At 73.2% G+C, this 26745-nt stretch carries 21 protein-coding genes and 1 pseudogene; 16 read left to right on the top strand and 6 right to left on the bottom strand.

Going from position 1 to position 26745, the window contains the following annotated elements; all coding sequences use genetic code 11:
* Positions 1-6: 6 nt before the first annotated feature.
* A pseudogene (locus tag ACVWNX_RS07175) lies at positions 7-1140 on the top strand (ferrochelatase); the annotation flags it as partial.
* 62 nt (positions 1141-1202) lie between these two features.
* Positions 1203-2018 carry an inositol monophosphatase family protein gene (locus ACVWNX_RS07170; RefSeq protein ID WP_454413043.1) on the top strand — a complete coding sequence of 272 codons (816 nt, stop codon included), beginning with the start codon at positions 1203-1205 and terminating at the stop codon, positions 2016-2018.
* Between the two features lie 407 nt (positions 2019-2425).
* On the opposite strand, the gene ACVWNX_RS07165 is transcribed toward ACVWNX_RS07170, so the two are convergent.
* The gene (locus ACVWNX_RS07165; protein ID WP_454413042.1) at positions 2426-2605 is read right to left on the bottom strand and encodes a hypothetical protein; all 180 of its coding nucleotides are present in this window, start codon (positions 2603-2605) and stop codon (positions 2426-2428) included.
* Positions 2606-3030: 425 nt separating this feature from the next.
* Between ACVWNX_RS07165 and ACVWNX_RS07160 the strand changes: the two genes are divergently transcribed.
* From ACVWNX_RS07160 to ACVWNX_RS07145, 4 genes are all read left to right on the top strand, one after another.
* A complete protein-coding gene (locus ACVWNX_RS07160; protein ID WP_454413041.1) occupies positions 3031-3684 on the top strand; it encodes a response regulator transcription factor in 654 nt (217 codons plus the stop codon).
* Positions 3685-3689: 5 nt separating this feature from the next.
* Positions 3690-4934, top strand: coding sequence for a sensor histidine kinase (locus ACVWNX_RS07155; RefSeq protein WP_454413040.1), 1245 nt, complete (start codon positions 3690-3692; stop codon positions 4932-4934).
* 397 nt (positions 4935-5331) lie between these two features.
* The gene (locus ACVWNX_RS07150; protein ID WP_351243711.1) at positions 5332-5628 is read left to right on the top strand and encodes a DUF4193 domain-containing protein; all 297 of its coding nucleotides are present in this window, start codon (positions 5332-5334) and stop codon (positions 5626-5628) included.
* A 13-nt stretch (positions 5629-5641) separates the two neighbouring features.
* Positions 5642-6649, top strand: coding sequence for a hypothetical protein (locus tag ACVWNX_RS07145; RefSeq protein ID WP_454413039.1), 1008 nt, complete (start codon positions 5642-5644; stop codon positions 6647-6649).
* Positions 6650-6746: 97 nt separating this feature from the next.
* Here ACVWNX_RS07145 and ACVWNX_RS07140 read toward each other — a convergent pair whose 3' ends face one another.
* Positions 6747-7205 carry a DUF3093 domain-containing protein gene (locus ACVWNX_RS07140; RefSeq protein WP_454413038.1) on the bottom strand — a complete coding sequence of 153 codons (459 nt, stop codon included), beginning with the start codon at positions 7203-7205 and terminating at the stop codon, positions 6747-6749.
* 148 nt (positions 7206-7353) lie between these two features.
* Here ACVWNX_RS07140 and ACVWNX_RS07135 point away from each other — a divergent pair, with 148 nt between their 5' ends.
* The 8 genes from ACVWNX_RS07135 to ACVWNX_RS07100 all read left to right on the top strand — a co-directional run bounded on the left by ACVWNX_RS07135 (position 7354) and on the right by ACVWNX_RS07100 (position 15134).
* Entirely contained in the window at positions 7354-7938 is a 585-nt protein-coding gene (locus ACVWNX_RS07135; protein WP_454413037.1) for a PaaI family thioesterase, read from the top strand.
* On the top strand, positions 7935-8480 hold the full coding sequence (gene dut / locus ACVWNX_RS07130) for a dUTP diphosphatase (protein WP_454413036.1): 546 nt from the start codon (positions 7935-7937) through the stop codon (positions 8478-8480). Before ACVWNX_RS07135 ends, dut begins: the two co-directional genes overlap by 4 nt.
* Position 8481: 1 nt before the next feature.
* Entirely contained in the window at positions 8482-9255 is a 774-nt protein-coding gene (locus tag ACVWNX_RS07125) for a DUF3710 domain-containing protein (RefSeq protein WP_454413035.1), read from the top strand.
* Between the two features lie 195 nt (positions 9256-9450).
* Positions 9451-10122: an ABC transporter ATP-binding protein gene (locus ACVWNX_RS07120; protein WP_454414663.1), complete on the top strand. Its 672-nt coding sequence runs from the start codon at positions 9451-9453 to the stop codon at positions 10120-10122.
* A 318-nt stretch (positions 10123-10440) separates the two neighbouring features.
* Positions 10441-12984: an ATP-binding protein gene (locus ACVWNX_RS07115; RefSeq protein ID WP_454413034.1), complete on the top strand. Its 2544-nt coding sequence runs from the start codon at positions 10441-10443 to the stop codon at positions 12982-12984.
* A gap of 85 nt (positions 12985-13069) precedes the next feature.
* Positions 13070-13753, top strand: coding sequence for a response regulator (locus tag ACVWNX_RS07110; RefSeq protein ID WP_454413033.1), 684 nt, complete (start codon positions 13070-13072; stop codon positions 13751-13753).
* 163 nt (positions 13754-13916) lie between these two features.
* On the top strand, positions 13917-14321 hold the full coding sequence (locus ACVWNX_RS07105) for an OB-fold nucleic acid binding domain-containing protein (RefSeq protein ID WP_454413032.1): 405 nt from the start codon (positions 13917-13919) through the stop codon (positions 14319-14321).
* Positions 14322-14324: 3 nt separating this feature from the next.
* Positions 14325-15134, top strand: a complete 810-nt coding sequence (locus ACVWNX_RS07100) for a DUF3159 domain-containing protein (protein ID WP_454413031.1) — start codon at positions 14325-14327, stop codon at positions 15132-15134.
* Between the two features lie 227 nt (positions 15135-15361).
* Here the strand turns inward: ACVWNX_RS07100 and ACVWNX_RS07095 are convergent, their stop codons facing one another.
* Positions 15362-16042, bottom strand: coding sequence for a potassium channel family protein (locus tag ACVWNX_RS07095; RefSeq protein WP_454413030.1), 681 nt, complete (start codon positions 16040-16042; stop codon positions 15362-15364).
* On the bottom strand, positions 16042-16710 hold the full coding sequence (locus ACVWNX_RS07090) for a potassium channel family protein (RefSeq protein WP_454413029.1): 669 nt from the start codon (positions 16708-16710) through the stop codon (positions 16042-16044). Before ACVWNX_RS07090 ends, ACVWNX_RS07095 begins: the two co-directional genes overlap by 1 nt.
* A gap of 458 nt (positions 16711-17168) precedes the next feature.
* Between ACVWNX_RS07090 and ACVWNX_RS07085 the strand changes: the two genes are divergently transcribed.
* On the top strand, positions 17169-19370 hold the full coding sequence (locus ACVWNX_RS07085; protein WP_454413028.1) for an APC family permease: 2202 nt from the start codon (positions 17169-17171) through the stop codon (positions 19368-19370).
* Positions 19371-19647: 277 nt separating this feature from the next.
* Positions 19648-20976: a class I SAM-dependent RNA methyltransferase gene (locus tag ACVWNX_RS07080; protein WP_454413027.1), complete on the top strand. Its 1329-nt coding sequence runs from the start codon at positions 19648-19650 to the stop codon at positions 20974-20976.
* Positions 20977-21089: 113 nt separating this feature from the next.
* On the opposite strand, the gene ACVWNX_RS07075 is transcribed toward ACVWNX_RS07080, so the two are convergent.
* Positions 21090-21959, bottom strand: a complete 870-nt coding sequence (locus tag ACVWNX_RS07075) for an alpha/beta fold hydrolase (RefSeq protein ID WP_454413026.1) — start codon at positions 21957-21959, stop codon at positions 21090-21092.
* Positions 21956-26704 carry an amino acid adenylation domain-containing protein gene (locus tag ACVWNX_RS07070; protein WP_454413025.1) on the bottom strand — a complete coding sequence of 1583 codons (4749 nt, stop codon included), beginning with the start codon at positions 26702-26704 and terminating at the stop codon, positions 21956-21958. The genes ACVWNX_RS07075 and ACVWNX_RS07070 overlap by 4 nt, the downstream gene beginning before the upstream one ends.
* Positions 26705-26745 lie beyond the last annotated feature (41 nt).

Below are 26745 nucleotides of genomic sequence, written 5' to 3'. Positions count from 1 at the left end.
ACGGGTATGTCCGACGCGTGCGATCCCCCCCGGTCCCCAGCCCCGTACGACGCCCTGCTGCTGCTCTCCTTCGGCGGCCCCGAGGCCCCCGACGACGTGGTCCCGTTCCTGGAGAACGTGACCCGGGGCCGGGGCATCCCCAAGGAACGGCTGAAGGAAGTCGGACAGCACTACTTCCTGTTCGGCGGGGTCAGCCCGATCAACGACCAGAACCGGGCCCTCCTCACGGCCCTCCGGAAGGACTTCGCCGAGCACGGCCTCGACCTGCCGGTGTACTGGGGCAACCGCAACTGGGCCCCCTACCTCACCGACACCCTCCGCGAGCTGGTCCGGGACGGTCACCGCCGGGTGCTGACCCTGGTCACCAGCGCCTACGCCTCGTACTCCGGCTGCCGCCAGTACCGCGAGAACCTCGCCGACGCCCTCGCCGCCCTGGAGTCCGAGGGGCTGCCCGTCCCCCGGGTCGACAAGCTGCGGCACTACTTCAACCACCCCGGCTTCCTGGAGCCCGTCGTCGACGGGGTGCTGGCCTCGCTGGCCGACCTCCCCGAGGACGTGCGCGACGGCGCCCACCTGGCGTTCACCACCCACTCCATCCCCCTCTCCGCCGCCGACTCCTCCGGGCCCGTGGCAGGGCACGGCGACGGCGGCGCGTACGTCGCCCAGCACCTGGACGCGGCCCGGACGATCGCCGCCGCCGTACGGGAGCGCACCGGCCGGGACCACCCCTGGCGGCTCGTCTACCAGTCGCGCTCCGGAGCCCCGCACATCCCGTGGCTGGAGCCCGACATCTGCGACCACCTGACGGACCTCCACGCCGCCGGGGCCCCGGCGGCCGTGATGGTCCCCATCGGGTTCGTCTCGGACCACATGGAGGTCGTGTACGACCTCGACACCGAGGCCACCGCCAAGGCCGCCGAACTGGGCCTGCCGGTCCGCCGCTCGGCCACCGTCGGCGACGACCCCCGGTTCGCCGCCGCGGTCCGTGAGCTCGTCGGGGAACGGGTCGCCGCCGTCACCGGGTGGCCGGTCGAGCGCTGCGCCCTCGGCGCCCTCGGCCCGGGCCACGACCTGTGCCCCGTCGGCTGCTGCCCGGCCCGGTCCCCCCGGCCCGCCGCGGCGGGTGAGGACAGCCCCTACCCCGCGGTGACCGCCACCGCCTCCACCACCTCCACCGCCTCCACCGACGACGGGACGACCCGATGAGCGGCCCGCGCGCCACGTCCGATCTGACCGCGGAACTGCTGGCGGTGGCCCTGGAGGCCGCCCGCCGCGCGGGTGACCTGCTGCGCGACTCCCGCCCCGCCGACCTGGGCGTCGCGGCCACCAAGTCCAGCGCCGTGGACGTCGTCACGGAGATGGACCTCGCCTCCGAGAAGCTGATCACGGGACTGCTCGCCGAACGCAGGCCCGACGACGGGGTGACCGGCGAGGAGGGCGCCGCGCGGACCGGCTCCTCCGGCGTCGAATGGGTGGTCGACCCGCTCGACGGGACCGTGAACTACCTCTACGGACGGCCCGCCTGGGCGGTGTCCATCGCCGCCCGCAAGGACGGCGAGACCCTGGTCGGGGTGGTGCGCGCCCCGATGCGGCGCGAGACCTGCCACGCGGTGCTCGGCGGCGGCGCGTTCGTCAACGGCGAGCCCGTCCGTACCCGCCCCGCGCCTCCGTTCGAACGCGCGCTGCTCGGCACCGGGTTCGGTTACCTCGCGGAACGCCGGGCCCACCAGGCGGAGGTGGTCGCCCGGCTCATCCCCGTGGTGCGCGACATCCGCCGGGGCGGTTCGGCGGCCATCGACCTCTGCGACGTGGCCACCGGCCGGCTGGACGCCTACTACGAACGCGGGCTGCACCCCTGGGACCTGGCGGCAGGGGACCTCGTCGCCCGCGAGGCCGGTGCCCGTACCGGCGGCCGCCCCGGGGAGCCCGCCTCCGGGGAGCTGACGGTGGCCGCCCCGCCCGGCCTCTTCGAACCCCTCCAGACCCGTCTGGAGGAACTGGGCGCCTGGCACGACTGACCCCCGACGGGGCCGGTGGCCCGCCCGACCCGGTGGGGGCGCCTGTCGGCCCGCCGGACCGGGTCCCCGCCCCCGGCGGCCCGAGCACCCGTCCAGTCGGACCGACACGCCCCCGTCGGGCCGAGCGCACCCGCCCCGACGGGCGCCCGACGGCCTGTACGGCCGCTGAGCCGCTTCCCGGGCCCTCCAGGCCCCCAGGAGGTCCGACCGGCTCCCGGGGGCCGTGAGCCCCCGTGGAGCCCGCGCACGCCCCCGGGAACGGCTCGGGGGCCGGACTCCGTGTCCCGGACACGCCCGTGGGCCCCGGCCAGGACGGCCGGGGCCCACGGGGTTCCGCGCACCGGGACGGCGCGCTAAGGGGGCCCGCCGTCGGACGGCGTCCCGGACGGGCTCCCCGGACGTGCGGATCAGACGCGCGCGGCGCCCGGTTCGACGGTGACGCCGTGCTCGGCGGCCAGTCGGCGGAGGTCGTCCAGTTCGGACTGCTCCACCTCGACAAGGAAGTCGTCGCCCGTCTCACGGGCACGGCTCAGGTCGGACTCGGTCGTCCTGATGCGCTGCAGAAGTCCTGCGGTGAATGCGTCCATGGTTGCGCCCCCTCGTCCTGGGTCGTGGGTCGGCGGCACGGGATGTGCCCTGGGGAGGGGCGATCACGTCGGACCCCGGCCCTGCGGAAGCCGGTCGTGGCGTGCCACGGCACCAAGGTGATCGCGGATGTGTGTGGTCGTCCTCCCCCCGCGCCCCGCCGGGGAAACCTCCGCCGGGCCGGAAAGCCCGGGAAGCGCCCCCGTGCCCGCCCCGCCGGGCACGCCCCGCGCCGACCGGGACGGCGCCCGCGCGCGCCCCGGCCGGGGCCCCGTCCCCGGCCCCCCGTTCCATCGGCCCCACCGCCGCCCGATCCCGTCTTACCGCCGGTTTATGAGCGAACGAGGCAGGATGGACGTCTCACCCCACGACATTCACGTCCCGGCGCGCTCAGGGGTGCCCGGATGCCAGAGGAAGGACCAACGACGTGCGCGTACTCGTCGTCGAGGACGAGCAGCTGCTCGCCGATGCGGTGGCCACCGGACTGCGCCGGGAGGCCATGGCCGTGGACGTCGTGTACGACGGCGCCGCCGCCCTGGAGCGCATCGGCGTGAACGACTACGACGTCGTGGTGCTCGACCGCGACCTGCCGCTCGTCCACGGGGACGACGTCTGCCGCAAGGTCGTCGAGCTGGGCATCTCCACCCGGGTGCTGATGCTCACCGCCTCCGGCGACGTCAGCGACCGGGTCGAGGGCCTGGAGCTGGGCGCCGACGACTACCTGCCCAAGCCGTTCGCGTTCAGCGAGCTGATCGCCCGGGTCAGGGCGCTCGGCCGCCGCACCAGCGTGCCGCTGCCGCCGGTGCTGGAGCGCGCCGGGATCAAGCTCGACCCCAACCGCCGGGAGGTCTTCCGGGACGGCCGGGAGGTGCAGCTCGCGCCCAAGGAGTTCGCGGTCCTGGAGGTGCTGCTGCGCAGCGAGGGCGCCGTGGTCTCGGCCGAACAGCTCCTGGAGAAGGCCTGGGACGAGAACACCGACCCGTTCACCAACGTGGTCCGGGTCACCGTCATGACGCTCCGCCGCAAGCTCGGCGAACCCGCCGTGATCATCACCGTGCCGGGTTCCGGCTACCGGATCTGATCCGCATGGCCTCGACGCCCCCGCCGCCCTCCGCGCCGCCCAAACCGACCTGGCCCCCCCGGCGCCCCGTCCCGCCCTTCCCGTGGCTGCGCCCGACCATCCGGATACGGCTCACCCTGCTGTACGGCGGCATGTTCCTGATCGCGGGCATCCTGCTGCTGTCGATCATCTACCTGCTGGCGGCCCAGGCGGTCCACGCGGGCAACGCCCTGCCGTTCAAGCTGCTCGAAGGCAGCGTGAAGCCCACCTCCAGCTGCCCCAACCTGCTGGTGGGGCCCGAGAAGAACATCGACGTGTTCAACAGCGCCGTGAACACCTGCATGGAACACCAGCGGCAGCGCGCCCTGGACGACCTCCTCAGCCGCTCCCTGATGGCCCTGCTGGGGCTGAGCGTCATCGCCTTCGCCTTCGGCTACGCGATGGCCGGGCGGGTGCTGTCCCCGCTGGGACGCATCACGCGCACCGCCCGCCGGGTCGCGGGCTCGGACCTGACCCGGCGGATCGAGCTGGACGGCCCGGACGACGAGCTGAAGGAGCTGGCGGACACCTTCGACGACATGCTGGAACGCCTGGAGCGCGCCTTCACCGCCCAGCAGCGCTTCGTCGGCAACGCCTCCCACGAGCTGCGCACCCCGCTCGCCATCAACCGCACCCTGCTGGAGGTCCACCTCTCGGACCCGGGGGCGCCGCCGGAGCTGCACCAGCTCGGCAAGACCCTGCTGGCCACCAACGAGCGCAGCGAACAGCTGGTGGAGGGGCTGCTGCTGCTCGCCCGCAGCGACAACCAGATCGTGGAGCGCAAACCGGTGGACCTCGCCGAGGTCGCCTCGCGCGCCGTCGAACAGGTGCACGCCGAGGCGGAACAGCGCGAGGTGGAGATCCGGGGCACCCGCGCACCGGTGGTGGTCCAGGGCAACGGGGTCCTGCTGGAACGGATCGCGCTGAACCTGGTGCAGAACGCGGTCCGCTACAACGTCCCCGAGGACGGCTGGGTGGAGGTCTCCACCGAGGCCCAGCACGGGCAGGCGGTGCTGGTGGTGTCCAACACGGGACCGGTGGTGCCCGCGTACGAGATCGACAACCTCTTCGAGCCCTTCCGGCGGCTGCGCACCGAGCGGACGGGCAGCGACAAGGGCGTGGGACTCGGCCTCTCGATCGCCAGATCGGTGGCGCGGGCCCACGGGGGACGTATCATCGCGGAGCCCCGCGAGGGTGGAGGGCTCGTGATGCGCGTCACGCTCCCGATCTGACACACTGCCCCCCGACACACAGAGGGATGTTCGCTTTGCGCGGAATTTTCGGGATCCGTTCCCGGGAAATCACTGTGTGATCGATCACAGACGCGGGATTCCAGCCGTCTACTCTGCGTGATCAAGACGGTCCGTCGGAAGCCGGGAAAGTCCGGGTTTTCGGGGGTCCCGATCACGGGAAGTACACGGGGTGGTGCCCGTGAGCAGCAACGACCGGACCGTATAGGGTCCCCATCGCCATCCACTCGGATCACCCCACGGGGCTCCGGTTGGGTGTCGATTGAGTAACAGACCTTGATGTGAGGCAAAATCTCCGCCTCAGGTCGGGCACAAGACCGGCCTCCCACGCGTTACGTGCGCTGGAGACACCCGCAGACACCCAGAGGGGGAGAGCGATATGGCAACGGACTACGACACCCCACGCAAGACCGATGACGACCTCAACGAGGACAGCATCGAAGAGCTGAAGTCCCGGCGGAACGACAAGTCGGCGTCCACCGTCGACGTCGACGAGTTCGAGGCCGCCGAGGGCCTGGAGCTTCCCGGCGCGGACCTTTCGAACGAGGAGCTGGCCGTCCGGGTCATGCCCAAGCAGGCGGACGAGTTCACCTGCATGAGCTGCTTCCTCGTGCACCACCGCAGCCAGCTGGCCAGGGAGAAGAACGGCCAGCCGATCTGCCGCGACTGCGACTGAGGCGGGGTCGGCCGTGACAGGCTCGACCCCGTTCCGGAAGCGCCTCTTCCCGAAGCGGGGAGCGGCCGCGGCGCCGTCGGAACCGGCGGAGCGGCCCGTGAGCGCGGGTGACGACGAGCGGGGCCGTCCGGCCTCGCTCGAAGCCCGCGACGGCGTGCCGGACGCCTCCGGGTCCCCGGACGGCCCGGTCCGGGACGACGCGGGGGTGTGGGCGGACGCCCTGCTCGCCGTCGCGGGCGGCCCCGGTGCCGTCCCCGTGGTGGCCGACGACCCCGTCCCGGAGCCCCAGCGGCCCTCCAGGGGCCGGGTGGCGGCCGTCCGGGACGGCGTCAGGGAAGGCGTCCGCAAGAGCGGTGGACGCGCGAAGGCGGGTCTCGGATACCTCGCCGACCGGATCATCGAGAACGCGCCCCGGGTGCCGGTCCGCGATCTGGCGACCCTGCGCCGCCAGTTCCCCGGGCTCACCCCGGAGCGGCTCGCGGACAAACTCGTCACCGGGGCGGCGAACGCCACCTCGACCGTCGGCGCCGGAGTCGGCGCCGCCGCCATGCTGCCGGTGCCGCCCGCCATGCCCGCGGAGCTGGCGGCCGAGATCACCGGTGTCGCCGCGATCGAGCTGAAGCTGATCGCGGAGCTGTACGAGGTCTACGGGCAGCGACCGCCCGGCGGCCTGCGGGAACGCACCGCCGTGTATCTGACCACCTGGTCCGAGGAACGCGGCATCGACGTGACCAAACCGTCGACGGTCAACGCCGCGCTCGGCGTCCACATGAAGCGCGAACTGCGTCAACAGATCATGAAGCGGATGGTGCGCAACCTCCCCAACCTGATGCCCTTCATGGTCGGGGCGGCGGTCGGCGCGGTCATGAACCGGCGGGACACCCACAAACTGGCCCGCCGCATCCGCGAGGACCTGCGCCTGCGCCAGGTCTCCTGGGAGGAGCTGGCCGCCTTCCCCGCGCCCGACGACGGCCCCGGCCTCCTCGGCCCGAAGCCCGCCCGCCGCGAGATCGGGTCCTGAACCCCGTCTGGGACGCCTCCCGCGGCCCGTCGGGCGCGGTGAGGCGGTCCAGCCACCGCAGGGGCGCCTGATGCCCCCGGGAAGGCCGCGCGGGCTCTCAGGCCGCGCGGGAACCCGTCAGGGCCTCGGCCAGTGCCCGAGGCGACCGCGTGGACACGTACACGTAGGGCGTCGGGTCCGCGGGGTCGGTCACCGGCACGCGCAGCGCCGTCGGGACGTACCCCCGCAGCAGCATGAACGCCCGGGGGTCCGCCTTGTGCGTCCGCCAGGCGCGGGCCTCCTCGGGGTCCAGCACCTCCGGCTCGCCCAGCGCCGAGAGCGGGATCCGGGCGTCCCCCGCGACCAGTGAACCGCCCACCACCCTGATCCGCGCCGACCCGTACGAGCTGGTGATCACCGCCGCCAGCGCGGTGCCGCCGACCAGGCCCCCGAGCATCGCCAGCGCCCCGAACGGCAGCCCGATCAGCCCCAGGGAGACCCCGGCCAGCAGGGTCACCAGCCACCACGAGCGCGGCGCGGTGAGGCGTTCTTCGTAGGGCACTGCCGAAAGGTCCATGGACGCTAGCTTGGCACGCGCGCGTGCGCGCCCGGAGCGGGGCCCGTCCGTCCGCGCGGGACCGGGCCGAGCGGGAGGTGGCGGGCCCGGACGCCCGTGGGGCCCGCGCGTCCGGCCGGGACCGGACGGACGGGTAAGGTCTGCGCCTGTGAGTGGTACTTCAACGGCCTTGACGCCGCCGCCGGACGCCCTGGCGCCGGTGCGGCACCCCGACGCCCCCGCGCCCGGCGAACCCCTCGGTTCGCACTACGGGCGGTGTTTCGGCTGCGGGGAGGACCAGCCGCACGGACTGCACCTCGCGGCCCGCGCCGAGGAGGGCGTGCGGATCACCGCCGAGTTCACGGTGCGCCCCGCGCACCAGGGCGCCCCCGGGCTGGCCCACGGCGGCGTCCTCGCCACCGCGCTGGACGAGACGCTCGGCTCCCTCAACTGGCTGCTGCGGGTCATCGCCGTCACCGGACGCCTGGAGACCGACTACCTCCAGCCCGTGCCGGTGGGCACCGTGCTGCACCTCGACGCCGAGGTCACCGCCGTCGCCGGACGGAAGATCTACTCCCGGGTCTCCGGGCGCATCGGCGGCCCCGACGGACCCGAGGCGGTACGGGCGAAGGCCCTGTTCATCGAGGTCAAGGTGGACCACTTCATCGACAACGGCCGCGCCGAGGAGATCCAGGCCGCGATGAGCGACCCGGACACCGTGCGCCGCACCCGCGCCTTCGAGGTGAACCCGTGACGACGGACCGCGAGGCCCCCGGACGCCCGGAGCTGCCCGTCCTCATCCGACGGCTGGACCCCGAGGTCCCGCTGCCCTCCTATGCGCTGCCCGGCGACGCCGGTGCCGACCTGCGGACCACCGAGGCCCGTGAGCTGGCGCCGGGGGAGCGGGCCGTGCTGCCCACCGGGGTGGCGATCGCGCTCCCCGACGGCTACGCGGCCTTCGTGCACCCCCGTTCCGGGCTCGCGGCCCGGCTCGGTGTCGCTCTGGTGAATGCCCCGGGGACGGTTGATGCCGGGTACCGTGGGGAGATCAAGGTGATCGTGGTGAACCTCGATCCGCGCGAGAGCGTGCGGTTCGAGCGCTTCGACCGGATTGCCCAACTGGTTGTCCAGCAGGTCGAGAGGGTCCGCTTCCGGGAGGTCGCGGAACTTCCCGGTTCGGCGCGGGCCGAGGGGGGCTTCGGGTCCACCGGTGGCCATGCCTCGGTGGACGGCCCGGGTGGGCTCGCGGGTGGGAATCAATACGCATCGGTCGGAACCGACCGGGAAGGACGATGACGTGTTCGGACGTCGCAAGAAGATGAGCTCCCCCGAGGACGCGGCAGACGCGGCGGCGGTGGACGCGGCGGGCGAGGCCGAGCAGGTCGACGGCGCCGACGCGGCGGACGAGGCGGAGCGCGTACGGCTGGAGCCCGAGCCGCGTCCCGACGGCCCCTGGGACAGCACCGAGGTCGGCGACCCGGCGGAGGGCCGGGTGGACCTCGGCGGACTGTTCGTGCCCGGGGTCGAGGGCATGGAGCTGCGGGTCGAGGTCGCCGGGGACGCGATCGTCGCCGCGACCGTCGTGCTCAAGGACAGCGCCATCCAGCTCCAGGGCTTCGCCGCCCCCAAGAAGGAGGGCATCTGGGGCGAGGTCCGCGAGGAGATCGCCTCCGGCATCACCCAGCAGGGCGGTGTCATCGACGAGGTGCAGGGCCCGCTCGGCTGGGAGCTGCGCGCCCAGGTCCCCGTCCAGCTGCCCGACGGCACCGGCGGCTTCCAGGTCGTGCGGTTCGTCGGGGTGGACGGCCCCCGCTGGTTCCTGCGCGGCGTCATCTCCGGCCAGGGCGCGGTGCAGCCGCAGGCCGCCGGTCTGCTGGAGCAGATCTTCCGGGACACCGTGGTGGTCCGGGGCGACGGCCCGATGGCCCCCCGCGACCCGATCGTCCTCCAGCTCCCCAACAACGCGCAGATGGTGCCCGAAGGGGTGCAGCAGGAGGACCAGGCCGGTTCCCGGTTCTCCGGCGGGATGGGCCAGCTGGCCCGTGGCCCGGAGATCACCGAGATCCGCTGACCCGGCCGTCCGTGCCGTGACCAGGGCGTCACGGCACGGCACGTCGTCCGTCGTCCGCCCCGCCGACCGTTGCCCCCGGTGGCGGGGCGTGCCCATACTGTCGGGCGAGTCGCACGACGTAGGGGAGTGGATATGACGCGGGGGGCCACGGGACCGGCGGGAGCCGCCGTGATCGAGGGGGCCGGAGAGGGCCCCATGGTGCGGGTGGAGGACCTGCGGCGTTCCTACGGCACCGGGGCGGCCGCCGTCCACGCGCTCAAGGGCGTCTCCTTCAGCGTCCCGCGCGGCGAGCTGGTCGCCCTCAAGGGCCGGTCCGGCTCGGGGAAGACCACCCTGCTCAACCTGGTCGGCGGTCTCGACGCCCCCGACGGGGGATCCGTCCACGTCGACGGGTACGACCTCGCGACCCTGGGCGAGGACGGTCTGCTGGAGCTGCGCCGGGACCGGATCGGCTTCGTCTTCCAGTCCTTCGGGCTCATCCCCATCCTCACCGCCGCCGAGAACGTCGGGGTGCCGCTGCGGCTGCGCGGGGCGGACCCGGCGGAGCGGGAGGAGCGGGTGGCCCTGCTGCTGTCGCTCGTGGGGCTCGCCGACCACGCCCTCCAGCGCCCGGGGGAGCTGTCCGGCGGACAGCGGCAGCGGGTCGCGATCGCCCGGGCCCTCGCCAACCAGCCCTCCCTGATCATCGCCGACGAGCCCACCGGCCAGCTCGACGCCGAGACCGGGCACGCCGTGATGGAACTGCTGCGGGCCGTCGTCCGCAGCGAGGGCGTCACCGCGCTGGTGGCCACCCACGACCTGGCCCTGCTCGACCTGGCGGACCGGGTCCTCGAACTCGGCGACGGGGAGATCACCGACAACGGGTGACCTCCGCCCGGGGCCACCGGTAACGGGTGATCCCCCGCGGTGTCCGATCGCCCCCCAGTGGCTTCCGATCCTCCGTGGCGTCGCCCGACGGCCCCTCCCGCCCTGGTCCCCCCGCCGCCCCGCGCCCTCCGCTTCCCTCCCCTCTCCCCGCCCCGCACCCCTCGTTCCCGCCCCCTCCGGGGCCGCGACCTGGGGTATCAGGGTTGCGTCAAGGAGGGGCGATCATCGATCACCCGTCCGATTTGTCGGACTTCTGGGTTGTACCGTCGGAGCGCGGTCGGCGCGGTGCGCGGACTTCTAGTGGAAGACAATGGAGCCATGGGACGAGGCAGGCTGCGGATTTATCTCGGTGCGGCGCCGGGTGTGGGGAAGACGTATGCGATGTTGTCGGAGGGGCATCGTCGGGTGGAGCGGGGGACGGATTGTGTGGTGGGTTTTGTTGAGCATCATGGGCGTCCTCGGACGGAGGTGATGTTGCGGGGTTTGGAGGTGGTGTCCCGGTTGGAGGTGGGGTATCGGGGTGGGGTGTTTGGTGAGATGGATGTGGAGGGGGTGTTGGCTCGGCGTCCTTCGGTGGTGTTGGTGGATGAGTTGGCGCATTCGAATGTGCCGGGGTCGCGGAATGGGAAGCGTTGGGAGGATGTGGAGGAGTTTCTGGCGGCGGGGATTGATGTGGTGTCGACGGTGAATATCCAGCATTTGGAGTCGCTGGGTGATGTGGTGGAGTCGATTACGGGGGTGCGGCAGCGGGAGACGGTGCCGGATGAGGTGGTGCGGCGGGCGGATCAGATTGAGTTGGTGGATATGTCGCCGGAGGCGTTGAGGCGGCGGATGGCGCATGGGAATGTGTATGGGGCGGATCGGGTGGATGCGGCGTTGTCGAATTATTTCCGTCCTGGGAATTTGATGGCGTTGCGGGAGTTGGCGTTGTTGTGGGTGGCGGATCGGGTGGATGGGTATTTGCGGCGGTATCGGGGTGAGCATGGGATTGTGGGGACGTGGCAGGCGCGTGAGCGGATTGTGGTGGGGGTGACGGGTGGTCCGGAGGGTCGGACGTTGATCCGTCGTGCGGCGCGGTTGGCGGAGAAGGGGGCGGGGGGTGAGGTGTTGGCGGTCTATATTTCGCGGAGTGATGGTTTGACGGCCGCGTCGCCGAAGGAGTTGGCGGTGCAGCGGCGGTTGGTGGAGGACTTGGGGGGCACCTTCCACCACGTCGTCGGGGACGACATCCCCGCCGCGCTGCTGGAGTTCGCCCGGGGGGTCAACGCCACCCAGATCGTCCTCGGCTCCTCCCGCCGCAAGGCGTGGCAGTACGTCTTCGGCCCCGGCGTCGGCGCGACGGTGGCCCGGGAGTCGGGACCCGACCTCGACGTCCACATCGTCACCCACGACGAGGTCGCCAAGGGACGCGGACTGCCCGTCGCCCGGGGCGCCCGGCTGGGACGCCAGCGGATCATCTGGGGCTGGCTCGTCGGGCTCGTCGGCCCGGTCGTCCTCGCCCTGACGCTCACCAACGTCGACGCGGACCTCGGTCTCGCCAACGACATGCTGCTCTTCCTGTCGCTGACCGTGGCCGCCGCGCTGCTCGGCGGACTGTTCCCGGCCCTCGCGTCGGCCGCCTTCGGCTCCTTCCTCCTCAACTGGTTCTTCACCCCGCCGCTGCACCGCTTCACCATCGCCGACCCCAAGAACATCGTGGCGATAGTGATCTTCGTGGGGGTGGCGGTGTCGGTGGCGTCGGTGGTGGATCTGGCGGCGCGGCGGACGCATCAGGCGGCACGGTTGCGGGCGGAGTCGGAGATCCTGTCGTTCCTGGCGGGCAGTGTGCTGCGGGGGGAGACCTCGTTGGACGCGTTGCTGGACCGGGTCCGCGAGACCTTCGGCATGGAGTCGGCGGCGCTGCTGGAGCGGGCCGGTGACACCGCCCCCTGGACCCGCGCCGGCAGCGTCGGGCCGGCCCCCGTCCAACGCCCCGAGGACGCCGACGTCGACGTACCGGTGGGGGACCACATGGCGCTGGCGCTGTCCGGTCGTGTGCTGCCCGCCGAGGACCGCCGGGTGCTCGCCGCCTTCGCCGCCCAGGCCGTCGTCGTCCTCGACCGCCGACGGCTGCGGGAGGAGGCCGACCGGGCCCGCGCCCTCGCCGAGGGCAACCGCATCCGCACCGCGCTGCTCGCCGCCGTCAGCCACGATCTGCGCACCCCGCTCGCCGCGATCAAGGCGTCGGTGTCCTCGCTCCGCTCCGACGACGTCGCCTGGTCCGAGGAGGACGAGGCGGAACTCCTCGCCGCCATCGAGGCGGGCGCCGACCGCCTGGACCAGCTCGTCGGCAACCTGCTGGACATGTCCCGCCTCCAGACCGGCACCGTCCGGCCCCTGATCCGCGAGGTGGACCTGGACGAGGTCGTCCCGATGGCGCTCGGCGGCGTCCCCGAGGGCAGCGTCTGCCTCGACGTCCCGGAGACCCTGCCCATGGTGCGGGTCGACCCCGGACTCCTGGAGCGCACCGTCGCCAACATCGTCGAGAACGCCGTCAAGTACAACCCCGGGGGCCGCGCGGTCCTCGTCGCCGCGAGCGCCCTCGGCGAACGCGTCGAGCTGCGGGTCGTGGACTGCGGACCGGGGGTCCCCGAAGAGGCCCGGGAGCGCATCTTCGAACCGTTCCAGCGCTACGGCGACGCCCCGCGCGGCGCCGGGGTCGGCCTCGGCCTCGCCGTCGCCCGGGGCTTCGCCGAGGCCATGGGCGGCACCCTCGCCGCCGAGGACACCCCCGGCGGCGGACTCACCATGGTGCTCACCCTCACCGCCGGGTCCGGCGGCGCCCGCCCCAGGCCGGAGCTGCCCGCCCGGGTCACCTCGTGACCCCGTACCCCGCCCGGGCCGCCACGGCGCCGGGCGCACCGGCCCCGGACGCCCGGGCCACGGACAACCAGAAAGGCAGGCGCTCATGACCCGGGTGCTCGTGGTCGACGACGAACCCCAGATCGTCCGCGCGCTCGTGATCAACCTCAAGGCCCGCAAGTACGAGGTGGACGCCGCGCCCGACGGGGCCACGGCCCTCCAGCTCGCCGCCGCGCGCCACCCCGACGTGGTCGTCCTCGACCTCGGGCTGCCCGACATGGACGGGGTCGAGGTCATCAGGGGGCTGCGCGGCTGGACCCGGGTGCCCATCCTGGTGCTGTCCGCGCGGCACAGCTCCGACGAGAAGGTCGAGGCGCTGGACGCGGGCGCCGACGACTACGTCACCAAGCCGTTCGGGATGGACGAGCTGCTGGCACGGCTGCGCGCGGCGGTCCGGCGGGCCGAGCCGACCGGCGGCGGGGAGGACGACGTGGTGGTCGAGACGGCGGACTTCACCGTCGACCTCGCTGCGAAGAAGGTCAACCGGGCCGGGCGGGACGTCCGGCTCACCCCCACCGAGTGGCATCTGCTGGAGGTGCTGGTGCGCAACACGGGACGGCTGGTGAGCCAGAAACAGCTGCTCCAGGAGGTGTGGGGGCCGTCCTACGGGACCGAGACCAACTACCTGCGGGTCTACATGGCCCAGCTGCGCCGCAAGCTGGAGGCCGACCCCTCCCACCCCCGGCACTTCATCACCGAGCCGGGCATGGGCTACCGCTTCGAACGCTGACCCGGGGCCGGCGCGTCCCGCCCGGTCGGGTCCGGGCCCGCCCCGTCGCGTCCCGGTCCGCCCGGGTGGCGCCGGGCGGGCCCCCGGTGCCACCCGGCCGCCCCGCCGGGCACCGGACGGCTCGGCGGGGCGCCCCGGACGGGCGACTGGGTACCCTTCCCCTATGAGCGCTCCACGTTCCGACAAGCCGGCGGGCCGCTTCCGGCGCATGCTCGGCAAGCTCGCCGACATATCGGCGTCCCAGGAGGACCTCGAATCCGAGGAGCTGCGCGAGGACGCGGAAACGACCGGCTGCGTCCGCATCGGTGACTGCCGGGACCGTCAGATCGTTACGGTCACTGGTACCTTGCGCACGGTCACCCTCCGCCCCCGGGCGGGGGTGCCCGCCCTGGAAGCGGAGCTCTTCGACGGTTCGGCCGCGCTCGACGTGGTCTGGCTCGGCAGACGCTCCATCGTCGGGATCGAGCCGGGACGCAGGCTGATCGCGTCCGGACGGATCGCGATGAGCCGGGGCCGCCGGGTGCTCTTCAACCCGAAATACGAACTCAGACCCCTTGGACGGGAGTAGCCGGTGACGTCCCTCGACAAGCCGACCGACCACCGGAGCACGGCCCAGGACGGCACGGGGCCCGCGGCCTCCGGTGACGCCCCGGGCGAGGACTCCAGGACCGTGACCGAGGCGGCGCTCTTCGAGGCGTTCGGCGGGGTCCGCGGAATGATCGAGACGGTCGTTCCCGGGCTGCTCTTCGTCACCATCTACACCATCAACAAGGACCTGCACCTCTCCGCGATCGCGGCCCTCGCCGTCTCGATCCTGATGGTCGTGGTCCGACTGGTGCGCAAGGACACCGTGAAGCACGCGTTCAGCGGTGTCTTCGGGGTCGCCTTCGGCGTCGTCTTCGCGATGATGACCGGCAACGCCAAGGACTTCTACCTGCCGGGCATGCTCTACACGCTCGGCCTCGGCCTCGCCTACATCGTCACCACCCTCGCCGGGGTGCCGCTGATGGGGCTGGTGCTGGGCCCGGTCTTCAAGGAGAACCTCTCCTGGCGGACCCGCAACCCCGGTCGCAAGAAGGCGTACGCCAAGGCCAGCTACGCCTGGGGCGGCATCCTGCTCGCCAAGTCCGCGATCCTCTTCCCGCTGTACTGGTGGGCCGACACCACCCAGCTCGGCTGGGTCCTGGTCGCCCTGAAGATCCCGCCGTTCCTGCTCGCCGTCTGGCTGACCTGGGTCTTCCTCGCGAAGGCGCCCGCCCCCATCGACGTGTTCGCCGAGATGGAGGAGCGGGAGGCCGCCGAGAAGGCCGCCAAGGAAGCGGCCGCCCGGCCGCGCGGGGCCCAGGACGGCGCCGACGCCGGGGTGGCGCGGACCGAGTGACCGCGCGCGGGGGCGTGACCGCCGGTCCCGGCCCCCACCCGGTGCTCCCACGCCGCGCCGTGTGCGGCGTGCGGCCGGGGTGCGGCGTGCGGCCGGAGCGAGACGTAGTGGTGCGCGCGCCGGAGCGAGACGTGTGAGAGGGGCGCCCGGAACATCCGGGCGCCCCTCTCACACGTCCCCCCGCCCTTACGGGAGCGGATTCACGTCCCCGGGACGGGGAAGGGCGGTCAGTCCTCCTCGCCGGGCGCGCGCCGCACCGACAACAGGTCCTCCAACTGCTCCTCGCGGGCCTGCGCCGCGACGAACAGCAGCTCGTCGCCCGCCTCCAGCGAGTCCTCCCGGGTGGGGGTGAGCACCCGGGTGCCCCGGATGATCGTCACCAGGGAGGTGTCCTGCGGCCAGGCCACGTCCCCGACCCGGGTGCCCGCGAGCGCCGACTCCGGAGGCAGCGTCAGCTCGACCAGGTTGGCGTCGCCGTGGCTGAAGCGCAGCAGCCGCACCAGATCGCCGACGCTCACCGCCTCCTCGACCAGCGCCGACATCAGCCGGGGGGTCGAGACGGCCACGTCCACGCCCCAGGACTCGTTGAACAGCCACTCGTTCTTGGGGTTGTTCACCCGGGCGACCACCCGGGGCACCCCGTACTCCGTCTTCGCGAGCAGCGACACCACCAGGTTGACCTTGTCGTCACCGGTGGCGGCGATGACCACGTTGCAGCGCTGGAGCGCGGCCTCGTCCAGCGAGGTGATCTCACAGGCGTCGGCGAGCAGCCACTCCGCCTGCGGGACGCGCTCGACCGAGATCGCGGTCGGCGCCTTGTCGATCAGCAGGATCTCGTGGCCGTTCTCCAACAGCTCACCGGCGATGGAGCGGCCCACCGCCCCGGCCCCCGCGATGGCGACCCTCATCAGTGACCGCCTTCCTCGGGGCCCTGCGCGAACGCGGCCTCCACCGTGTCGACGTCCTCCGGACGCATCACCACGTGCACCAGGTCCCCTTCCTGGAGCACGGTCTGAGAGGTCGGCAGGATCGCCTCGCCCAGCCGGGTGAGGAACGCCACCCGCACCCCCGTCTCGTCCTGGAGACGGCTGATCTTGTTGCCCACCCAGGAGGTGGGCGTGTGCACCTCGGCGAGCTGGACCCCGCCGGTCGGGTCCCGCCACAGCGGCTCCGCGCCGGACGGCAGCAGCCGTCGCAGCATCTGGTCGGCGGTCCAGCGGACCGTGGCCACGGTCGGGATGCCCAGCCGCTGGTAGACCTCGGCGCGGCGCGGGTCGTAGATGCGGGCGGCGACGTGCTCGATGCCGAACATCTCCCGGGCCACCCGGGCCGCGATGATGTTGGAGTTGTCCCCGCTGGAGACGGCCGCGAAGGCGCCCGCCTCCTCGATCCCGGCCTCCCGCAGGGTGTCCTGGTCGAAACCGACGCCGGTGACGCGCCGCCCGCCGAACCCGGAGCCCAAGCGCCGGAAGGCGGTGGGGTCCTGGTCGATCACGGCGACCGTGTGCCCCTGCTGCTCCAGGGTCTGGGCGAGAGCGGAACCCACTCTGCCGCAACCCATGATGACGATGTGCACGACCGTCCTTCCGACTGTCGATCTCTCGTGGGCTCTCGTCGAGCCCGTCGTTCCGGTTGTCCCGGATGCTGGTCTGACTGAAGTTGTGACGTCCACGACGGTGCCGGGGTTGTCCGGCGTCGGTGACGGACAGGGCGCCCGCGCGACCCCGGGGACCCGTGGACCACGTGCCGTGGAACCGTCCGCGGAGTCGTCGGGCCACCCGCCCTCGGAGTCGTCGGCGGTCGGCGCACCCCGGCTGCCAGCGGACTTGACGCGGGCTTGACCCGGGCTTTACCAAGTCCCCGCCGAACGCGACGACTCAGGCTTAACAGGGTCTCAGACCGGGCCCCAAGCTACACACGCGCGGTCGTTCCACGGCACCCTCCCACGCGGGAGGAACGCCGGTGTGAATCGGCACCACCAGTTCTGGGGTGGTGGGTGGGCGACCCCCCGTTCGAACGCTTACGATCCTCTGCGTGTCCAAACTGACCGACGTGCCCAAACGGATCCTGATCGGGCGCGCACTGCGCAGTGACCGGCTGGGGGAGACCCTCCTGCCCAAGCGCATCGCCCTCCCCGTCTTCGCGTCCGACCCGCTCTCCTCCGTGGCGTACGCGCCGGGCGAGGTGCTGCTGGTCCTCTCCATCGCGGGCGTGTCGGCCTACCACTTCAGCCCCTGGATCGCGCTGGCGGTCGTCGTGCTGATGTTCACCGTGGTCGCGTCGTACCGGCAGAACGTCCACGCCTACCCCAGCGGCGGCGGCGACTACGAGGTGGCCAACACCAACCTCGGCCCCAAGGCGGGCCTCACCGTCGCCAGCGCCCTGCTCGTCGACTACGTGCTGACCGTGGCCGTCTCGATCTCCTCCGGGGTGGAGAACCTCGGCTCCGCGATCCCGTTCGTGGTCGAGAACAAGGTGCTCGTCGCCGTCGGGATAATCGTCCTGCTGACCCTGATGAACCTGCGCGGCGTCCGGGAGTCCGGCAAGCTCTTCGCGATCCCCACCTACGTCTTCGTCGTCGCGGTCTTCGCGATGATCGCCTGGGGCGCCTTCCGTGGCCTCGTCCTCGACGACACGCTGAAGGCGCCCACCGCCGACCTGGAGATCCAGGCCGAGCACCAGGGGCTCGCCGGGTTCGCGCTGGTCTTCCTGCTGCTGCGGGCCTTCTCCTCCGGCTGCGCCGCGCTCACCGGCGTCGAGGCCATCAGCAACGGCGTGCCCGCCTTCCGCAAGCCCAAGTCGCGCAACGCGGCCACCACCCTGGCCTTCATGGGCCTGCTCGCCGTCACCATGTTCTGCGGGATCATCGGCCTCGCGATGGCCTCCGACGTGCGGATGGCCGAGAACCCGGGCAAGGACCTGCTCCAGGACGGCACCCCGGTCGGCGACTCCTACATCCAGGACCCGGTGATCTCCCAGGTCGCCGCCGCGGTCTTCGGGGACGGCACCTTCCTCTTCGTGCTGCTGGCCGCCGCCACCGCGCTGGTGCTCTTCCTCGCCGCCAACACGGCGTACAACGGCTTCCCGCTGCTCGGCTCGATCCTGGCGCAGGACCGCTATCTGCCGCGTCAGCTCCACACCCGCGGCGACCGGCTCGCCTTCTCCAACGGCATCGTCGTCCTCGCGGGCGCCGCCGCGCTCCTCGTCGTCGTCTACGGCGCCGACTCCACCCGGCTGATCCAGCTCTACATCGTGGGCGTCTTCGTCTCCTTCACCCTGAGCCAGACCGGCATGGTCCGGCACTGGAACCGGCTGCTGCTGACCGAGCGCGACCCCGACAAGCGCCGCCACATGAAGCGCTCCCGGGCGATCAACGCCTTCGGCGCGTTCTTCACCGGTCTGGTGCTCGTCGTCGTCCTGGTCACCAAGTTCACCCACGGCGCCTGGGTGGCCTTGCTCGGCATGGTCATCTTCTACGCCACGATGAGCGCGATCCGCCGCCACTACGACCGGGTCGCCGAGGAGATCAGCGCCCCCGAGGAGCCCACCGACGACGTGGTGCGCCCCTCCCGGGTGCACTCCATCGTCCTGGTCTCCAAGCTCCACCGGCCCACCCTGCGGGCCCTGTCCTACGCCCAGCTGATGCGCTCCGACACCCTGGAGGCGCTCAGCGTCAACGTCGACCCCGGCGAGACCAAGGCGCTCAAGGCCGAGTGGGACCGGCGCGGCATAGACGTCCCCCTCAAGGTCCTCGACTCGCCGTACCGCGAGATCACCCGGCCGATCATCGAGTACGTGAAGGGCCTGCGCCGCGAGTCGCCGCGCGAGGCCGTCAGCGTGATCATCCCCGAGTACGTGGTGGGCCACTGGTACGAGCACCTGCTGCACAACCAGAGCGCGCTGCGGCTCAAGGGACGGCTGCTGTTCACCCCCGGGGTGATGGTGACCTCGGTCCCCTACCAGCTGGAGTCCTCCGAGGCGGCCAGGAAGCGGGCCCGCCGCCGTCAGGACTGGAACGCGCCCGGGGCGGTGCGGCGGGGCCCGGTGGAGAAGCGGGCGAAGGAGCCGACGGGGGCGGCGGGCCGCACGGACGCCTCCGCCCCGCCCCGGCGGGGGGACGGGTCCGGCCCGTCGGGTGCGCCGGGCTCCTCCGGTTCTTCCGGTTCTTCCGGTTCTTCCGGGGCGCAGGGTCCGTCGGGCCCGTCGGGTTCCTCCGGGGCGCAGGGCCGGGGCTGACGGGCGCCGCACCGCTCGGGGCTTTGGGACTGTAGGGCCTTGGGGCCGTAGGACCGTAGGGCCTTGAGGCCGCCGGTCCCTGGGGTCGCCGGGCGCCGCGCCGCCCGGCTCCAGGGCGCGCGTCCTCCGGCCCCGGCCGCACGGGCGCCCTCCTGCTCCGGACCGCTCCGGACCGCCGCGCCTCGGCCCGGTCCGGGGCACGGCACCGCCGCCGGGGACGTAGACTGGTGGGCTGTTGTTCCGCAGCCTTCCCCCATCCCCGTGGAGTCACCCCGCCATGCAGGCAGAACCGAAGAAATCGCTGGTGGGCCAGGAGTACGAGGTCGAGGTGGGCCCCGTCGCCCACGGCGGCCACTGCGTCGCCCGCACCGAGGACGGCCGGGTGCTGTTCGTGCGCCACGCGCTGCCCGGCGAGCGGGTGCTCGCCCGGGTCACCGAGGGCGACGAGGACTCCCGCTTCCTGCGCGCGGACGCGGTCGAGGTGCGGGACCCGTCCAAGGACCGGGTGACGGCGCCGTGCCCGTTCTCGGGTCCGGGGCGGTGCGGGGGCTGCGACTGGCAGCACGCCAAGCCGGGTGCCCAGCGGCGGCTCAAGGGCGAGGTCGTCGCGGAGCAGCTCCAGCGGCTGGCGGGGCTCACCCCCGAGGACGTCGGCTGGGACGGCACGGTGATGCCCGCCGAGGGCGACAAGCTGCCCGTCGGCGAGGTGCCCGCGTGGCGCACCCGGGTGCAGTACGCCGTCGACGAGGAGGGGCGCGCCGGGCTGCGGCGGCACCGTTCGCACGACGTCGAACCGGTCGACCACTGCATGATCGCGGCGCCCGGGGTCACCGAGCTGGGCGTCGAGGCCCGCCAGTGGCCCGGGATGGCATCGGTCGAGGCGATCGCGGCGACCGGCTCCCAGGACCGCCAGGTGATCCTCACCCCGCGTCCGGGCGCCCGGCTCCCGCTGGTCGAGCTGGACCGTCCGGTGTCGGTGCTGCGCGTGGACGAGAAGGACGGCGGGGTGCACCGGGTGCACGGGCGCCCCTTCGTCCGGGAGCGGGCGGACGACCGGACATACCGGGTCGGCAACGGCGGCTTCTGGCAGGTCCACCCCAAGGCGGCGGACACCCTGGTCAAGGCCGTGATGCAGGGCCTCCTGCCGCGCAAGGGCGACACCGCCCTGGACCTCTACTGCGGCGTCGGCCTCTTCGCGGGCGCGCTGGCCGACCGGGTCGGCGAGCTGGGCGCGGTCCTCGGCGTCGAGTCGGGCAAGCGGGCGGTGGAGGACGCGCGGCACAACCTGCGGGACTTCCCCCGGGTACGGATCGAGCAGGGCAAGGTCGAGCAGGTGCTGCCCCGCACCGGCATCACCGAGACCGACCTGATCGTCCTCGACCCGCCCCGCGCGGGCGCGGGCCGCTCCACGGTGAAGCACCTCGCCGCCCTGGGCGCCCGCCGCATCGCGTACGTGGCCTGCGACCCGGCGGCCCTCGCCCGCGACCTCGGCTTCTTCCGCGAGGCGGGGTACCGGGTGCGGACGCTGCGGGCCTTCGACCTGTTCCCGATGACGCACCACGTGGAGTGCCTGGCGATTCTGGAGCCGGTGAAGAAGGACGCCTGACCCGCGCCTTCCCCGGCGGTGCGGTGTCGGTCCTTTCCCGCCCGGCTGGTGAGGGCGGGAACGTGTCAGCCCGGCAGGCGTTGCTTGCCGGGCTGACGTGTCGTGAGCGGGGGCTACCGGCTGGTGGTTTGCGCTGTGCGGTGGTGTTCTCCGCGGGGGCGGTCGGGGGAGGGGCTGGTGAGGAAGTCCACCAGGAGGGCGTTCACCTCCTCGGGGCGTTCCAGGTAGCCGAAGTGGCCGGTTTCCGGGAGCACTTCGCAGCGGGCGCGCGGGATGGCCTCGGCGACCTCGATGCCCAGGTGCGGTGGGGAGAGCCGGTCGTCGGCGAAGGCGAGCACCAGGGTGGGGGCGGTGATCCAGCCCAGTTCGGAGACGCTGTGGGGGAAGTGGGTCAGCGCGGCCTCGAACTGGCCCCGCACTCCCGCCGACGGGGTCGGGGGCGCCATGCTCAGCATGGCGAGCCAGTCCTCGGCGGCGGTTTCGTCGCGCAGGCTCGCGGGGGAGAGGTTGGCGAGCGCGTTCAGGGCCACCGACACCTCCGGGGGCAGGGTCAGGCCCTGCCGCTGGACCGCGATCTGGGCGTGCGCGTAGGTGGTCAGAGCGGCGTCGGCGCGTCCCCTGGTCGCCAGCAGGGCGAGCCGGTCGACCAGTTCCGGCCGGGTCATCGCCAGTCGTTGGGCCATCCGGGCGCCGAGGGAGGTGCCGACCACGTGCGCGGTGCCGCCCGCGACCTGTTCGATGACGGCGGCGAGGTCGTCGGTGAGGTCGGCGAGGGTGAATCCGCCGGGGCACGGGGAGCTGCCGCCCACTCCCCGGTTGTCGAAGGTGATCACCCGGAACCCGGCCGCCACCAGTGCCGGTACCTGGTACGGGCGCCACACCCTCCCCGGGGAGCCCGCGCCCATGACCAGCACGACCGGCTCGCCGTCGCCGGTCTCCTCGTAGGCGAGGGTGACTCCGCCCGCTTCGATGGTTCCGCTCATTCCTCGTTCCTCTCCTGCCGCTGGGCGGCCCGGGCCAGCACGGCCACGGCCCGCACCCAGTACCGGGCCAGTTCCTCGATGTCGGCGGTCGCCACGACCGCGGGGTCGTGGCGCCAGGCCGCCTCGAACTCCGGTCCGTCCGGGCCCGGATGCACCGCTGTGATGAGTTCCAGCGCGAACGCCTGCCGGAGTCCGGGTTCGCTGTCCTCGGGGAACTCCCGGACCAGTGCCTCGTCGGCGACCACGGTCCAGGGGTGCTTCCCCGTGCCGTCCGGGGCCGACAGGCGGTCGACGCGGCCGAGATAGCTGAAGAGGACGTCCGGTCCGGGCCCGTCGGCCGGCGGGGCCGACGGGTGGTCGAAGCCGCCGTGCGGTACGGCCTCCAGTTCCCCGTGTACGGAGGACAGCAGCCGCAGTGCCGTCGCGGTGTCGCGTTCGGCGTGTTCCAGGGTGGTGCGCGGTGCGGCGCGGTCGATCACCAGTGGGTGGAGCACGTTGAACCAGCCGACGGTGCGGGAGGTGTCCACCGGCCTGCCGTCCCCCGCCTGGAGGTAGGGCTCGATCAGTTCGTCGCGGCGGCCGTGGCCCTCCCGGACCAGGGCCAGACCGGTGCCGGTGCCGGTGGCGTGGGCGGTGCGCCAGGTCGCTTCGGCCAGGGCCGTGGCGGCGAGCAGCGCCGCCTCGGGGGTGGCGGCCGGGTGGCGCAGCAGGATCGCCGTGGAGTCCGCGTCCGCGCGGACGCGGTGGGAGCGCAGCGCACCCCGGGTGCCGGTGAGGGGCCAGGTCGTGGCCGGTGCCAGCCGGGGCGCCCCGGCCACGGCCTGGTGCACGCCCTGCCAGTACCGCCGCTGCCGGGCCGGTTCCGGGCCCTGGGCACGGAGGGCCAGTCCCCGGGACCAGGCCGCCATGGAGGTGTGTTCGGGTGGAACGTCTATCGCGGTGCGTCCACCGTTGCTGTCGTTGCTGTCGTTGCCGTCGCTGTCGGCGGTGGTGGTGGCGGTGGCGGTGGTGGCCAGGTCCGTGAGGATGATCTGCCAGGAGACGAGGTCCGCCGCGGCATGGTGGGCGGCGAGGAACAGCAGGTCCCGCCCGGTGGCGCTCTCCCGCAGCAGCACGCCCGTCAGCATGGCGCCCTCGGCCGGGTCCAGGCGGTCCCAGGCGCGGCGGGCCGCCGCGAGCACCGTGGGAGGCGTCAGTTCCGCATGGGTCTCCTCGGTGAGGACCTTCGGTGGTGTGCCGTCCGGCACGGTTCCGGGCGGGCGGTTCACCAGGCGCAAGCGCCCGTCCGCCCCGGTGACCGCGCGGGCCGACAGCTGGGGGTGCGCGCGGCGTACCGCGTCGAGCAGTGCTTCGGCCCGGTCCAGGGCGAGGCCCGGCGGCAGGGTGATCAGCTGAGAGAGGGCGAAGCGGCGGTGGTCGCCCAGCCCGTGCAGCCAGTCCAGGACCGGGGTGGCCACTTCCTGTTCCTGGGTGTCCTCGTTCCCGGTGTCCGCCCCGGTGTCCGTCGGGGTGTCCGTCCCGGGGGGCCCGGCCGGGGCGGGGGTGGCGTCGATCGCTCGGGCGAGCCGGCTGACGGTGCGGTGCGTCATCACCTGGCGGGGAGTGCAGGGCAGCCCCGCCCGGCGCAGCTCGCCGACGAGGGAGATGGTGGCGATGCTGTCCAGGCCGTGGTGGAAGAGGTCCTCCTCGCAGCCGAGGTCCGACGCCTCCAGCAGGGCCCGCGCCGCCCGGTGGACGGCACGCTCGGTGGCGGTGCGGGGCGGCCGGGCGGTGCCGTCAGCCGCCTGGTCACCGGTGGGCCGGGGCAGCGCCCGCAGGTCGGTCTTGCCGTTGACGGTCAGCGGGACGCTGTCCAGCACGGTGACGCGCGCGGGGATCAGATAGGCCGGGACCCGCCCGGCCAGCTCGTCGCGGAGGGCCACCGGGTCCAAGGGGCGGCCCGTCTCCCTGAGCGCCAACGAGGCGACCACGTACGCGGCCAGGGCCTTTCCCCGTCCGTTCGCGAACGGGACGACGACGGCCTTGGCCACGTCGTCGCTCGCCTCCAGAGCGGCCACCACCTCGGCGAGTTCCACCCGGTAGCCACGGATCTTCACCTGCTCGTCCGCGCGCCCCAGGAAGACCAACCGTCCGGCCGCGTCCCGCCGTACCACGTCCCCGGTGCGGTAGAGGCGCTCGCCGGTCTCCGGGTCGGGGACGAAGCGCTCGGCGGTCAGCGCGGGGCGGGACTCGTAGCAGCGCGCCACCTGGGCTCCGCCCAGGTACAGCTCGCCCCGGGTGCCCAGCGGCACGGGCCTCAGATCGGGCCCCAGGACCAGGGCGCGGGAGCCCGGGGCGGGCCTGCCGATGGCGGGTTCCTCCCCCGCCCGCACCCGGGCGTTGACGGCCTCCACGGTGATCTCGGTGGGGCCGTAGAAGTTGTGGACGCGGGTGCCCCGCAGGCCCGCGAGCGTGTCCCAGACGGAGCGGGAGATCTCCTCCCCGCCCAGCGCCAGGATCCGCAGCGGGCAGCGGCCGTCCTCGATCAGCCCGGCCTCGGACAGCCGGGCGAACATCGACGGCGAGGTGTCCAGCATGTCCACGCCGCGCTCGCGGATGCCGCGCACCAGCCGGGCCGGGTCGTGCTGGTCCTCCTCGTCGAACAGCTCCAGGGTGTGTCCGCTGAGCAGGGCCAGCTGCGGCTGCCAGGCGGCGTCGAAGGCGAAGGACCAGGAGTGCCCGACCCGCAGCGGCTCGGAGGTCTCCGCGGTCACCGGGTGGTAGATCTCGGCCCGGTGGGCACGCAGCAGGGTGGCCAGCCCCCGGTGGGTGGCCACCACGCCCTTGGGCTCGCCGGTGGAACCCGAGGTGAAGACGGTGTGGACGGCCTGCTCCGGGTGGGTGACGCCGGGGAGCGGCGCGGCGGCGCCGGGAGCGTCGCCGTCGGCGGGGGCGCCGGGGGCGCAGCGCGGGCCGGTCCACCAGTCCTGCTCCCCGGGCAGGGCGATCAGCACCTGGACGCGGGCGAGGCGCACGATGGTGGTGTTGCGGTCGATGGGGGCGGCCAGATCGAGCGGCACCAGCGTGCCGCCCGCCTTGAGCACGGCGAGCAGCGCGGCCAGGTAGTCCCGGGTGCGCGGCAGGGCCAGGGCGACCCGGGTCTCCGGACCGACGCCGAGGGCGCGCAGCCGTCGGGCCAGGGCGTTGGACCAGCGGTCGAGCTCGCCGTACCGGACCTCGGAGCTGCGGTCGCGGACGGCGACCCGGTCCGGGTGCCGGGCGGCGGCCCGTTCGAACTCGCGGTGCACCCCGTGGTCCGGCTCCTGACGCGCCCCGTGGTCCGTGTCCCCTTCCGGACGTTCGGAAGGCCCGGAAGTCCCGGAAGGCGCGGGGAGGCGGGGGCCGTCGGCCAGGCGGGCCAGTTCGGCCCGCTCCCCGGGGAGGAGGACGTCCAGCTCCCGGTGGGTGCGGGAGGGGTCGGCGGCGATGTCCCGCATGATCTGGAGGAGGCGTTCGGCCAGCCGTCCCGGGTCGAGCCCGCCGAGGAGGGCGTCGATGTGGTCGACGTTGACGTAGAGCCGGTCGTCCAGCAGGAACGGCACGACGGTCAGCGGGTAGTGCGTGTAGCTGTCCATCGAGACCGGCGACATGCTCACCCCACCCCCGAGCGGCAGGGTGTCCCGGGCGGCTCCCTTGGGGGTGTTGTGGAAGATCATCAGGGTGTCGAAGAGGTCGCCGCAGCCGTTCGCGCGCTGGATCTCGCTGAGCCCGGTGTAGCCGTGGGACCGTTGCCGGGCGGCGTCGCGCTGGATGCGCCGGCACAGCTCGATCAGCGGTTCGTCGCGGTCGAGGGTGACCCGGGCGGGGAGGGTGTTGATGAACAGCCCGATGGCGGACTCGATCCCCGGCACCTCCTCGGGCCGCCCGGAGACGGTCACGCCGAACACGACGTCCTCACGCCCCGTCAGCCGGTTGAGCAGGACGGCCCAGGCGGCCTGGGCGACGGTGTTGACGGTCAGGTTGGCGGCGCGCACCCGGGACAGCAGCGCCTCCAGGGGCGGTCCCTGGAGGGAGCGCATGGTGAGGGTCGCCCGGTGCGGCTCGCCGTCCACCCGGGTGCGGGAGGCCACGACGGTCGGTTCGCCGACTCCGCTCAGGGCCCGCTTCCACTCGGCGAGCGACGCCGCGCCGTCCTGACGGCGCAGCCAGCCGATGTACTCCCGGTAGGCGGGATGGGGCGTGACCGGTCCGGGGCCGTCCTCGGCGTAGGCCGTGGCGAGTTCGTTCCAGAAGACGGGTACCGACCACCCGTCGATCACGATGTGGTGGAAGACGCAGAGCAGCCGGTGGTGTCCGGACCCGAGCCGGGCGAGGGTGACGCGCAGCGGCGGTCCGGCGGTGAGGTCGAACGGGGCCTCGCGTTCGGCCTCGACGTGGGCGGCGAACTCCTCGGGCGTCATCCGGACGACGTGCCAGGGCACGTCGACGGTCGCGGGCACGAGCTGCACCGGGTGGGGCAGGTCCTTGTCCCGGAAGCTGGCCACCAGTTGGGGGTGACGGGTGAGCACGGTGCGCAGCGCGCGGTGCAGCCGGTCGGTGTCCAGCGGGCCGTGGAAGTCGGTCAGGACGGCGATGGCGTAGCCGTCGGCCTCGGGTCCCGAAGCGTGTGGATGGTCGTGGTGGAGACGGTTGAGTGAGTACAGCCCGCGCTGGAGCGGGCCGAGCGCAAGGATCTCGGCTATGTCGTGCCTGCCGGTGAAGGACACCGCGGGTTCCTCGTCGTTCGCTGGGGCGGTGGGTCGTCGTC

The organism is Streptomyces sp. JNUCC 64 (genome assembly GCF_054484115.1).
The sequence above is the reverse complement of the archived record's forward strand: the minus strand, read 5'-3'. Positions and strand labels throughout refer to the sequence as shown.